Origin of the sequence: Bacillus sp. 17RED48 (genome assembly GCF_019837545.1) — a bacterium.
In the GTDB taxonomy this organism is placed as follows: domain Bacteria; phylum Bacillota; class Bacilli; order Bacillales; family Bacillaceae_G; genus Bacillus_A; species Bacillus_A wiedmannii.
The window spans coordinates 123,811-136,409 of record NZ_JADAXG010000009.1; the positions used below are offsets into that span (position 1 = coordinate 123,811).

Sequence of the window (12,599 nt, forward strand, 5' to 3'; positions counted from 1 at the left end):
GATATATAGGAGGGATACATATGGAAATAGCTGTAGAACGTGTTTTTACAAAAGAGGTTTTAGCAAGAGCTGCAAAGGCATTTCATGTAACAGTGGAAGAAAAGCCACTTGGAGATTTTGAAAATTATATTTTTAAGGCAAAGGGTGATAGTGGTGAAGATTACGTATTACGTTTAACACACTCTTCTCATCGTTCTAAAAAAGAAGTTGAAGCTGAACTAGATTTTTTACGATATGTTGCGGAGCATGGGGCAAAGGTAGCAGGACCTCTTTATTCAAAGTCTCAAAATCTTGTAGAAGGGATTAGAGCAGAGGATGAAACTTTCTTTTTCGCTTCTTTATTTACATATGCAAAAGGTGAACAAGTAAAAGGAAAAGAATCGCCTTATTGGGGAGATGCTTATTTTGAAGCATGGGGAAAAGCGATTGGTCAACTGCACCGCTTAACAATGAACTACCCTAAAACAGATTATCGTGATACGTGGGAAGAAGACGAAAGTGGGATTGTTAATGAATTAGAAGATGATCAAGTGAAAAAGATTGCAGCGGTATTAATGGATGAAATAAAGGCTCTTCCAATTGAAAGAGAAACGTTCGGCCTTATGCACGGTGATATCCATCCCGGTAATTTTCATTATGATGGTAAAGAGCTAACAATCTTTGATTTTGATGATGCGGCTTATAATTACTTTATACATGATTTAGCGATGGTTCTCTATTACTCTGTTCTATTTACACCATGGACAGCGGAAGAGAAGACAGACTTTGCTCGTAAACAGCTACAAGTGTTACGAAAAGGCTATGAGCATGAGCACAGACTGGCGGATAGTTGGTATGAATCGTTACCGTTGTTTTTACGTCTACGTGATGTTGGTTTATACGGTACACTTCAAAAGAAGTTTAAGGGGAAAGATATGCCAGATAACTTCCGAGAATTATCAGAAGAGCTATATGAAAGAATTATAAAAAGAGAAGCAATTGTGAATATATAATACATTTAATTCGAAACAAAGTATATAAAACAAATATATACTTTGTTTTTTTATACAAAAATATGTTTACTTTATTAAAATAATATTGTCCTAGATTCAGTATACACTTATAATTTTATATATATTCTGAATATTCTTTATAAAGAAGGAGGGGGAATGTTGGAAGCTTTCGTGAATTGGTTAAATAATATTGTTTGGAGTCCAGCACTTGTTTATTTATGTTTAGGAGTAGGTTTATATTTTTCCATTCGAACGAGGTTTTTACAAGTAAGGCATGTAGGAGAAATGGTGAAGCTGACATTTCAAGGTGAAAAATCAGAGGCTGGTGTTTCTTCATTTCAAGCGTTAGCGCTTTCGTTATCAGGACGCGTTGGGACGGGGAATATAGCTGGGGTAGCAACAGCGGTTGCCTTCGGTGGACCAGGAGCTGTATTTTGGATGTGGGCAGTGGCCTTTTTAGGAGCAGGATCAGCTTATATAGAATCTACATTAGCGCAAATATATAAGACGAAACATCAAGGACAGTTTCGTGGTGGACCTGCTTATTACATTGAAAAAGGTTTAGGTGTGAAATGGTATGCATTAGTATTCGTTGCAGCGACAATTCTTGCAACGGGGCTTTTACTGCCAGGTGTGCAGGCAAATAGTATTGCTGTAAGTTTAGAAACAGCTTTTGGAATTAACACTACCGTATCAGGGGCTTTATTAGTTGTTGTACTAGCTATTATCATCTTCGGTGGTGTAAAGCGAATTGTTAACGTTGCACAAGTTGTCGTACCGTTTATGGCAGTTGGTTATATTTTAGTAGCTTGCGTTATTGTTGCTATGAATATTGAAAAGTTGCCAGAAGCATTTATGCTAATTATAAGAAGTGCTTTTGCATTAGAAGCGGCTTTCGGTGGTATTATCGGTTTAGCAATTTCTTGGGGAGTAAAACGAGGTATTTATTCCAATGAAGCAGGGCAAGGAACTGGACCACATGCAGCAGCTGCTGCGGAAGTATCACATCCAGCTAAGCAAGGTTTAGTGCAAGCATTTTCCGTTTACATTGATACATTATTTGTTTGTTCAGCAACAGCATTTATGATGATTATTACAGGCATGTATAACGTATTTGATGCAAGCGGAAAAAACTTTATCGTAAATAAATTAAATGGTGCTCAGCCAGGACCGGGATATACACAGGCAGCGGTAGAATCTGTTTTCCCTGGATTTGGAAACGGTTTCGTTGCAATTTCGTTACTATTCTTTGCATTTACAACAATTATGGCATATTACTACATTGCAGAAACGAATATTGCGTACTTAAATCGTGATAAAGACCGCCCTTGGCTGTCTATGATATTAAAATTTGTATTTTTAGGAGCTGTATTCTACGGCTGTATAAAAACAGCAGCAACGGCGTGGGCGTTAGGTGACATCGGTGTAGGAATTATGGCATGGGTAAATATCATTGCGATTTTATTATTACAAAAACCTGCATTAGTCGCATTAAAGGATTATGAAAAGCAGAAAAAAGAAGGAAAAGATCCAGTATTCGATCCAGGGCCATTAGGAATTAAAAATGCTGATTTCTGGGAGCATGAATACGGAAAAGATAAGAAAGAAGAAGTATCTTAATAGAATAGAAATGAAGAAGCAAAGGGAAATCCCTTTGCTTTTTTTTATGGACAAAATGAGGTTGGAAGTTATTTTTTTGCCTATTTTTGAATATAAAAAGAATGTACATGCTTTGTTAAGGGAAGGGGGGAGTATGTTGATAGAGTTTCGTAATGTAAATAAATATTATGGTACCTTTCAAGTTTTAAAAGATATTAATGTACAAGTGAAAAAAGGTGAAGTGGTAGTAGTTGTTGGGCCGTCCGGATCAGGAAAAAGTACGTTGCTACGGTGTATAAATCAGTTAGAGACAATTACAGATGGAGCGTTAATTGTACAAGATACGGAAGTACACAATGCAAAAACAGATATGAATGAATTACGCCGAAATATTGGAATGGTCTTTCAACATTTTTATTTATATCCACATAAAACGGTTCTTCAAAATATTACACTAGCACCGATTAAAGTAAATAAAGTTTCAAAAGAGGAAGCTGAGCAAACAGCGATGTTTTATTTAGAGAAAGTAGGAATTCCGGAGAAGGCTAGTGTATACCCTCATCAATTATCCGGAGGACAACAGCAAAGGGTAGCAATTGCTAGGGGGCTCGCAATGCAGCCGGAAATTATGCTATTTGATGAGCCTACGTCTGCTCTTGATCCAGAGATGATCGGGGAAGTACTTGATGTTATGAAGACGCTAGCTAAAGAAGGGATGACGATGGTCGTTGTAACGCATGAAATGGGATTCGCGCGAGAAGTAGCAGATCGGATTTTGTTTATGGATGATGGTCAAATTATTGAAGATACAACACCGGCGCAATTTTTTGCAAGTCCTGAACAAGAAAGAGCTCGTCTATTTTTAAGAAGAGTGTTAAATCATTAAAGGGGGAGTTTTATGCTTAAAATGAAAAAGTTGTTTACGTTAATCGTATTTTCATGTTTATTCGTACTTGTCGTTGCTGGATGCGGAAGTAAAAAAGATGAGACGAAAGAAACGAACACGAAACAAGGCGGAGCTGTTGAGCAGATTAAAAAGCGCGGGAAACTAGTAGTTGGGGTGAAGAATGATACGAACTTATTTGGCTTGAAAAATCCTTCGACAGGACAGGTAGAAGGGTTTGATGTTGATATCGCAAAGGCGCTTGCGAAAAAAATCCTTGGAGATGAAAAGAAATTAGAATTAAAAGAAGTAACGTCTAAAACGCGTATTCCACTACTGAAAAATGGTGATATTGATGCAATTATCGCGACAATGACAATTACGGAAGAACGTAAAAAAGAAGTAGATTTTTCAGATGTATATTTTAAAGCAGGGCAATCGTTACTTGTGAAAAAAGGAAGCGATATTAAAAATATTGATGATGTGAAAAAGGGTGTGAAAGTGTTAGCGGTAAAAGGTTCAACGTCTACAAATAATATTCGTCAAAAATCACCAGAATCGACTGTATTAGAATTTGAAAATTACAGTGAGGCATTTACAGCGTTAAAAGCAGGGAAAGGCGATGTATTAACGACAGATAATGCAATTCTTTACGGCATGGCAAAACAAGATTCGAATTATGAAGTTGTAGGGAAAATTTTCACGGATGAGCCGTACGGAATTGCAGTGCAGAAAGGTGCAGATGATTTAACGAAAGAGATTAATAGCTTGCTAAAAGATATGAAGGCGAACGGGGAGTACGACAAATTGTATGAGAAATGGATTGGGCAAAAACAAGAGAAGTAAAGTGATAGTTTCATTAATGGAGCTTTATTCTCATTGATAAATAGTAAGAGGATGAGGGATGCTCATCCTCTTCTTGTAAAGAAAGAGGGGAGAATATGTGCCTGATTTTTCTATATTGACGAATAACATTGATATGTATTTAGAGGGCTTTAAGTATACAGTTATGTCTAGTGTAATTGCGTTAATAGGCAGCTTTATTTTGGGAGTAATTTTGGCTGTAATGCGCATTGCACCTATTCGTATTTTAAATTGGTTGGGAACGGCTTTTGTAGAGTTTGTAAGAAATATTCCACTCGTATTAATTGCATTTATATTTTATTTCGCTTTACCTGTAATAGGAATTACTTTAAATGGTTTTGTAGCAGGAACAGTTACGCTTACCGTATATACTGCAGCGTTTATTGCGGAAGTCATTCGCGCTGGTATTTTATCAGTTGCAAAAGGTCAAATGGAAGCAGCGCGTTCCTCAGGATTAACGTATGTACAGGGGATGTATTATGTTGTTTTACCCCAGGCGATGAAAATCGTAATCCCTCCTCTAGGAAATCAATTTCTCAATTTAGTAAAAAACTCTTCCATACTCGGAATTATCGCTGGTACCGATTTGATGTATCAAGGAGATTTAATTTCAACGAAGACATTTGTTACGTTCGACGTTTATATATTTGTCGGGATATTTTATTTAATATTAACAATTCCGCTCAGTATGCTAGTGCGTTATTTAGAAAAACGCTTAGCAAAGGAGGCGGTGTAAATGGATTTTAAGGGAGCAATTACAGGAGATCATATTCTGTTTTTATTAAAAGGATTACTTATAACGTTAGAGGTAGCGCTCGTAGCAATTGTACTCAGCTTTATTATTGGTAGTATAATAGGGATATTGCGCTACATGAAAATCCCTGTCGTCTCACAAGTATTAGGAATTATCGTTGAAGTGATTCGAAACTTACCACTACTTTTAATTATATTTTTCACATATTTTGCGCTTCCAGAAGTAGGCTTGAAATTAGAGATTATAACAGCTGTAATTGTTGCTTTAACAATATTTGAAGCAGCAATGATATCTGAAATTGTTCGAAGTGGTCTATTATCGATTGAAAAAGGACAGATTGAGGCCGCAAGATCTTCAGGATTAACGTATGTTCAAGCACTGTGGCATATCATTTTACCACAAGCATTAAGAAGAATGGTCCCGCCGCTTGTCAGTCAGTTTATTTCATTGCTGAAAGATACATCATTAGCAGTTGGTATATCACTGCCAGAGCTTATGCATAATGCTCAAATTATTAGCGGGCAGAATGTAAATTATATGATTCCAACGTTTATAGTAGTAGCTTGTATGTACTTTATCGTAAATTATAGTTTATCAATTTTATCGAGAAGATTAGAACTTCGTTAACCTTTACAATATATGTAAAGGTTTTCCCTTGTTTCTCCTTATTTTCCTCTAATTAGAATCTAAATCTCACAATAATTCGGTTTTTTATATTATTTTATCAGAAAAGTTTTAATTTTATATAGAAATTGTAATCGCTTTCGTGTATATTTTTATTATCAGAAAATTTTAACAAGATATAGGGGTATCGGTAGGGGGAGGATTTAGATGCAGCAACCAACGAATGAGAAATTACATCGTACGATGAAGAGTAGACATTTATTTATGATCGCACTAGGTGGTGTAATCGGGACCGGTTTTTTCTTAGGTTCAGGTTACACCATTAATCAGGCTGGACCAGGGGGAGCCATCCTTTCCTATTTAGTGGGCGGATTTATTATGTATTTAACAATGCTTTGTCTCGGAGAGTTAACGGTAGCAATGCCGGTTTCAGGTTCTTTCCAAAAGTATGCGACGAAGTTTATTGGGCCAGGAACGGGCTTTATGATTGGCTGGCTATATTGGCTTGGCTGGGCAGTGACAGTAGGACTAGAATTAACGTCAATCGGTTTAATGATGAAAAGATGGTTTCCGAATGTTGATGTTTGGGTATGGTGTCTCGTATTCGGCGTTATTTTATATGCTTCAAATGCTATCTCAGCGAAGAGTTATGCTGAATTAGAGTTTTGGTTCTCTAGTATTAAAGTAGTTACAATTCTTGCATTTATTGTTCTTGGTGGTAGTGCATTATTAGGGTTTATATCATATGACGGAAAAGAAGCGGCACCTCTTTTCTCTAACTTTGTAAGCGATGGTGGATTATTCCCGAATGGACTAGCTGCCGTATTACTCACAATGATTACAGTTAACTTCTCGTTCCAAGGAACAGAGTTAATCGGGATTGCAGCAGGAGAAAGTAAAGACCCTGAAAAAACAATCCCACGTGCAATTCGTAATACAGTATGGCGCATTATGCTATTCTTCATTTTAACAATGACGATTTTAGTAGGATTAATTTCTTGGAAAGAAGCTGGCATAATTGAAAGTCCATTCGTAGTCGTATTTGATAAAATCGGTATTCCATACGCAGCTGATATTATGAACTTCGTTATTATTACAGCGTTACTATCTGTAGCGAATTCAGGATTATATGCGGCAACTCGTATATTATGGTCACTTGCAAATGAAGGAATGGCACCAACATCTTTCAAGAAAGTAAATAAACGAGGTATTCCAATTACAGCGCTAGTCGTAACAATTGCGGTAGCAGGGTTATCTTTATTCACAAGCTTCCTTGCAGAAGATACAGTATACATGTACTTATTATCTATAGCTGGTTTATCGGCTGTTTCGAGTTGGATCATTATTGCTTTATCGCAACTTCGCTTTAGAAGTCAGTATATAAAAGGCGGAGGAAAGTTAGAGGACTTAAAGTATAGAACACCACTATACCCGATTGTTCCAATTTTAGCTTTAATTACAAATAGCATCGTTGTTATTAGTTTAGCGTTTATTCCTGAACAAAGAATGGCGTTATACTGTGGTATTCCATTTATCATTTTCTGCTACATATATTATTATATGAGTAAGAAACGGAAGAAACCGATGAAAGTGGAGATGGAAAAAACAAATGAAACTAACAATCAAACACGATGATATAGAAGCAGGTTTATCGTATGGTCAATTAGCGATTGGAAAAGAAAACGGGTATTCACCGTTACAATTACTCATTTCTTCTATCGCAGGATGTAGTGCAATTGTCTTCCGAACAATTTTAGAAAAGAAACGTATTCCATACGATACGTTTACAATTGAGACTGAAATTGGTAGAAGTGAAGCTGTATCAAAACCAGTTGAAAGTGTTCATTTGCACTATAAAATCAAAGCACAAAACATTACAGAAGAGCAGTTGGACAAGGCGCTGCAACTTGCAGTGAAAAATTGTACGATTGTTCAATCTATAAAAGATAGTATAAAGGTTACGGAAACAATTGAACTAATAAAATGAAACATAAAAACGTGAGAATACGGCTCTCACGTTTTTATGTTTTTAATAAAGGGGGAAATATGATGGAATGTTTAGGGTGTAAATTAGCCAACGAAGAAGAAATTATATATAAAATATATGAAGATGACTATGTAACATGTTTTTTAGATCATGAACCTTTCTATCCAGGACATACTTTAATTGTGCCAAAGCAACATGTTGTAGAAGTAGACGAATTAGATGATGTTGTAGCAAAATCCATTATGGATGCTTCTAAGCTGATTGCAAAATCGATTAAGGCATTATATAAACCTGACGGAATTACAATTTGCCAAAATGGTGGAATCTTTAACGAGTTAACACATTACCATATGCATGTCGTACCAAGATATAAAGAGCGCTCGTTTGCCGAGTTTTATACGGTACAGCTAGGAGAAAAGAAGAATTATAACTTGGAAGAGACAAAGAATTTGTTAAAAGAAGCGATAGAGCAAATGCTGCTTACTGAAAAGGCGTAAGAGAGTTGTTTTTAACGGGGCAGTCAGGAAAATTACAATAAACAAAAAGCTCAATTTCTCAGTTACAATAGAGAAATTGGGCTTTTGTTTATTCTATTATTAAATTTTATCTATAAAAAGATTTTGCAGTGTCACAAAGTATAGCGCTCATTCGTTATATAGAGTGAGAGGAGGAATTATATGAAAGTTACAAACAACGGTTATGAAAAGATGGAAGAGCTATATGAGTTGTACGAACAAAAAATTTATTATGTGGCTTATTCTATTTTAAATAATATTCAGCAGGCTGAAGATGCGGTTCAAGAGACGTTTATTACTCTTTATAAGAACTTGGAAAAGCTCCATAGCTTGAGCACTGAAGAGCTTAAACGCTACATTTTGAAGGTCGCGAAAAACAAGGCGATTGATAGTTATCGGAAAAATAAGCGACATAAAACATTCTTAGAAGAATATGAAAGAGAATCAACAGAAGTAGTAGATGAAAATATTGAAGAGTGGGAAAAACGTAAAATGTCTGAGGTTCAAATTGATACATTGCTAAAAGAGTTAAATGAATCGAACAGACAGGTGTTTAAGTACAAAGTCTTCTATAACTTAACGTATCAAGAAATTTCAAGTGTCATGGGGATAACGGAGGCCAATGTCCGTAAGCAGTTTGAACGCGCTCGAAAACGAGTTCAAAATATGATAGGAGGTATACAACATGACGAATTCAAAGAACTCCAAAGAAATATATGAACTTGCTGAAAAAATTGCTTTAGATGATTTTGATAAACTCGAAGAACAGCATGAATTTTCACATACATATACGCGCAAAAAGAAATTGTTTATGGAGGAAATGAAGCTGAAAGATGGACAACCGCAGAAAAAGCGTAAAAAACATCGTATGTTAATCGCTGCTGCTTGCTTATTAATCGGCATGCCGACAACCGTTTTTGGGGCAGTGAAAGTCTATAATATGATTGTCCAAAAACAAAATTACGAAGTAAATGTTTCAGTAACAAACAATGACTCGAAAAAGGCTGACAAGTGGTATAAGTTGAAGATTGGTAAATTGCCAGAAAATATGGAAGCAATTGATGACAGTGCTATGAAATATTCATTTAAAGATAACTACGCAAAGGGTGGATTTTCATTCATTCTTTGGAGAGTAGGAAAAGATTCGAATTTTAAAACGCTGTACTCAAAAAGCTACGAAGAGAAAGAGATAAATGGCAAGAAAGCAGTGATTGTCAATAAAGAAACTGGAGACAACAATTTAGCGTTTAACAGAGAGGTCTTTCTCTTTTTTGAGAAAGAGGGGATCATGTTACAAAGTTATATTGGAAACGATATAAACGAAGAACAAATGGTGGATGTGTTAGGGAACATTTCCCTTGAGCCTACGTCAAAAGAAAAGGCATCACATATAACAGATTATGATAAAAAGTATTTTAGCGAAGAAAGTAAGCCTAAACAAACTAAGGTGATTCCTTTGAAAAAAGATAGTAAACGACTATTTCATATAGGACAAAAGGTTCCAGTAACCATTATCATGGATAACAGTAAAATTGAATATGTGATAGAAAAAGTTGAAGTTTTTGATTCCATTAAAGATTTTAAACAAGAAAACTTTAATGAACTTGGTTTAGGAATACTAAGCGAGAATCAGGCTTTGGATCAAGCTGGACAATTGATACCATATAGACGGGATGAATATAAATTTGGAAATGGTAAAGATTCAATTGATCAATTAGTAGAGTCAAGATTAATTCAGCCTAAATTTGTCTACTTGACAACAACAGTGAAAAATATAGGTAAACAGGAAACAAAAGAAATCTATATGCATCCATCCATACAAGTGCTTAAAAGTAAGGGGAATGTATGGAATTACGCTGAAAGAGCTGGAATTGCGGAAAAAAATATTATGACGGGCGAAGTTGATTATTTAGAACCTCACGGAGACGGGAAAAGCTTCTACAATATTGGCAGTATCCGACCAGGAGAAACGGTAAAAGTTAACTTAGGTTATTTTGTAGATGAAGATAAACTAGATTCAATCTTTTTGGATGCTTTCCATTACAGAGGGAATGGAAGTACTGAAAATATGAATGCGTCATATCGTTGGTGGATTGATATTCGTCAACAGTCAAAACAATAGGAACAAATAAACAAAAAGCTGCTTATATCTAGCAGCTTTTTTCGTCTTCATACATATGTAAAACTTCTTTCGCACGTATACGTAAACTATCTATCAATTCTTTTGGCTCTAAAACTCGTGCATCTTTTCCAAGTCTATAAAATAAAGGGGTAATAAAATTGATTTCACCTTTATCAATTGTTGAATGTATATATCCTGTCCCGTCTTCGTTTCCTACCACGAATTCTTCAAGGTAAGGCACGCTTTTACATTGGCGCACACCTTCTGTCGTTAATAAGACATGTAACTGGGTAGGAATGTTTATGACGTTAGAGCTAGAGTCAAACCATTCTTCTAAATTCATGAACGTACTTTCATTTTCTTCTGTTGATAATATAGAAAGAATACGATCAACGCGATACAGTAATACTTTTTTTCTACTGAAGTCATAGGATGGTAAGTACCATAGCCCGTCATGAGCATATACACCGATAGGGTGAACGTGTTTTGTTTTTATTCCTGTTTTAGATTCGTATTGAAAGTGTAAATTTTTATTTTCAATAGCGGCTGTTAATACTTCGTTTAAAAGAGGTGTATCAATTGTTCTCTTTGGATTCCAAAAAGCGATATAAGAACGTATTTTATCAACTTTCGTCTTCGCATCATGTTGTAGAGAGCTATACAGTTTATGTGTAACAGAATTGATCTCTGTATTAAAAGGCAGGTCTCGGTAGTAGCTTAAAGATTGAAAGGCAAAAAAGATGGAGACCGCTTCTTCTTCCGTAAATAAGATAGGTGGAATGACCCTATTTGTTAATACTTTATATCCTCCATTACGACCTTGTTCAGCATAAATGGGTAATCCCATATCACTTAAATCTAAAATGTATCTATGAACCGTACGAACGGAAATATTAAATTCATCAGCTATTTCTTGAGCTGTAAATGTCTTTTTGGCAGAAGCAAATATAAGAATATCTAATAAGCGTTTTGCTTTTGACAAATGTATCACCTTTTTCTTTTTAACATGACATAAAGTGTCATGTTTTATTGTTAGTATATTGTTTACATCATATGTTATCAAGATGAGATATAAGGAGGAAAAATATGTCACGTGAAATAGTTTTATTTATTGCGGCGAGCTTAGATGGATATATTGCGAAAGAAAATGATGATTTAGAGTGGTTAATGGAAACGGAAGGAGAGGGAGATAACGGTTATACAGAAATGTACGAAACGATTGATACAATAATTATGGGAAAGAAAACGTACGATTATGTAGTAGAGCATACGGAAACATTCCCGTACTTAGATAAAACATGTTATGTTTTTTCTCGTTCAGAAAAAGGTTCAGACGGAAACGTAGAGTTTGTAAATGAAGATGTAGTGGAGTTTACAAAAAGGTTAAAAGCACAAGAAGGATCTAAAATATGGATGGTTGGTGGAGGAGAGCTACTGAGAGAATTCTTTAAGAATAATCTAATTGATGAATATGTTGTTACGATTACACCGCATATATTAGGCTCTGGTGTTCCATTATTTAAAGAAAAGAATCCAGAAATTAATTTAACTTTGACGGATACGAAACGTTTTGGGCAATTTGTAAATTTATATTATGAGGTAAAGTGAATAACCTACCAATGAATAGACCAAATCACATCTGATTTGGTCTATTCTTATTCCTAGTTATATCAATATTTATCTGTCTTTAACATATCAATTAACATAAGGGATAACAGATAACATATTAATTTCGATAATTCAAAAGGGAAATTGTAATTTTATGTTGAAATGAATATGGAAATTATGAAGAAATGTACTTAGATTACTGAGGTGGTTGTCTTGAATAAAGGGAGTGAGGAATTGGATGAAAAGAAACTATTAAAATTAGTTTTAGAAATTCAAGAGCTACAAGATTTTGGAGAAGATTTTGAACATAAACTGACTGTATTTGAAAAGAGTGTTCCTTATCCACGTGCAAAAGAATTATTTTTTGCTGACTACGGTGCAGAATACATTGTAAAAAGAGCTATTAATCATAAAAATATAAAGTTAGGAGAGTTAAATAGAGAAGAGTTAGTTACCTTGGTTCAAAAACTTATGGATACAGAAGGAGAAGAATGGGAGCTGGCAATTTGGTTGGACATGGTTAAATCGTCTGTTATTGACCCTAAAATAAGTGATTATATTTTCTGGAGTGATGAAGAATTAACTGCCAGAGAAATTATAGATAAAGCATTGGCTTATAAACCATTACAAATATAAAGAGTGTTACTTTAA

Annotated in this window: 14 protein-coding genes; 13 read left to right on the plus strand and 1 reads right to left on the minus strand. The window is 35.1% G+C overall.

All coding sequences use genetic code 11. The features are described 5' to 3' along the window. Positions 1-20: 20 nt before the first annotated feature. The 11 genes from ILT06_RS26665 to ILT06_RS26715 all read left to right on the plus strand — a co-directional run bounded on the left by ILT06_RS26665 (position 21) and on the right by ILT06_RS26715 (position 10,340). Positions 21-992, plus strand: coding sequence for a phosphotransferase enzyme family protein (locus ILT06_RS26665; protein ID WP_222655666.1), 972 nt, complete (start codon positions 21-23; stop codon positions 990-992). Between the two features lie 159 nt (positions 993-1,151). Beyond that, the gene (locus tag ILT06_RS26670; protein WP_098103386.1) at positions 1,152-2,612 is read left to right on the plus strand and encodes an alanine/glycine:cation symporter family protein; all 1,461 of its coding nucleotides are present in this window, start codon (positions 1,152-1,154) and stop codon (positions 2,610-2,612) included. Next, a complete protein-coding gene (locus ILT06_RS26675; protein WP_002096857.1) occupies positions 2,557-3,477 on the plus strand; it encodes an amino acid ABC transporter ATP-binding protein in 921 nt (306 codons plus the stop codon). The genes ILT06_RS26670 and ILT06_RS26675 overlap by 56 nt, the downstream gene beginning before the upstream one ends. A 12-nt stretch (positions 3,478-3,489) precedes the next feature. Further along, the gene (gene glnH / locus ILT06_RS26680) at positions 3,490-4,320 is read left to right on the plus strand and encodes a glutamine ABC transporter substrate-binding protein GlnH (RefSeq protein WP_078183481.1); all 831 of its coding nucleotides are present in this window, start codon (positions 3,490-3,492) and stop codon (positions 4,318-4,320) included. A 97-nt stretch (positions 4,321-4,417) separates the two neighbouring features. Further along, complete coding sequence (locus ILT06_RS26685) at positions 4,418-5,074, plus strand: amino acid ABC transporter permease (protein ID WP_001112680.1); 657 nt, start codon at positions 4,418-4,420, stop codon at positions 5,072-5,074. After that, the gene (locus ILT06_RS26690; RefSeq protein ID WP_000345967.1) at positions 5,075-5,719 is read left to right on the plus strand and encodes an amino acid ABC transporter permease; all 645 of its coding nucleotides are present in this window, start codon (positions 5,075-5,077) and stop codon (positions 5,717-5,719) included. Between the two features lie 204 nt (positions 5,720-5,923). Then, the gene (locus ILT06_RS26695; protein WP_001187106.1) at positions 5,924-7,351 is read left to right on the plus strand and encodes an amino acid permease; all 1,428 of its coding nucleotides are present in this window, start codon (positions 5,924-5,926) and stop codon (positions 7,349-7,351) included. Next, complete coding sequence (locus ILT06_RS26700; RefSeq protein ID WP_000778849.1) at positions 7,326-7,703, plus strand: OsmC family protein; 378 nt, start codon at positions 7,326-7,328, stop codon at positions 7,701-7,703. Before ILT06_RS26695 ends, ILT06_RS26700 begins: the two co-directional genes overlap by 26 nt. A gap of 62 nt (positions 7,704-7,765) precedes the next feature. Continuing rightward, positions 7,766-8,200 (plus strand): HIT family protein, encoded by a 435-nt coding sequence (locus tag ILT06_RS26705; RefSeq protein WP_000388965.1) that lies wholly within the window; start codon positions 7,766-7,768, stop codon positions 8,198-8,200. A gap of 180 nt (positions 8,201-8,380) precedes the next feature. Next, positions 8,381-8,938: an RNA polymerase sigma factor gene (locus ILT06_RS26710; RefSeq protein WP_000869296.1), complete on the plus strand. Its 558-nt coding sequence runs from the start codon at positions 8,381-8,383 to the stop codon at positions 8,936-8,938. After that, complete coding sequence (locus ILT06_RS26715; RefSeq protein ID WP_078183482.1) at positions 8,904-10,340, plus strand: DUF4367 domain-containing protein; 1,437 nt, start codon at positions 8,904-8,906, stop codon at positions 10,338-10,340. Before ILT06_RS26710 ends, ILT06_RS26715 begins: the two co-directional genes overlap by 35 nt. A 28-nt stretch (positions 10,341-10,368) precedes the next feature. On the opposite strand, the gene ILT06_RS26720 is transcribed toward ILT06_RS26715, so the two are convergent. Next, positions 10,369-11,322, minus strand: coding sequence for a helix-turn-helix transcriptional regulator (locus ILT06_RS26720; RefSeq protein ID WP_000030253.1), 954 nt, complete (start codon positions 11,320-11,322; stop codon positions 10,369-10,371). Positions 11,323-11,426: 104 nt separating this feature from the next. Here ILT06_RS26720 and ILT06_RS26725 point away from each other — a divergent pair, with 104 nt between their 5' ends. Beyond that, positions 11,427-11,948: a dihydrofolate reductase family protein gene (locus tag ILT06_RS26725; protein WP_000085784.1), complete on the plus strand. Its 522-nt coding sequence runs from the start codon at positions 11,427-11,429 to the stop codon at positions 11,946-11,948. Positions 11,949-12,161: 213 nt separating this feature from the next. Beyond that, positions 12,162-12,584 (plus strand): hypothetical protein, encoded by a 423-nt coding sequence (locus ILT06_RS26730; RefSeq protein ID WP_001032608.1) that lies wholly within the window; start codon positions 12,162-12,164, stop codon positions 12,582-12,584. Positions 12,585-12,599: the final 15 nt, after the last annotated feature.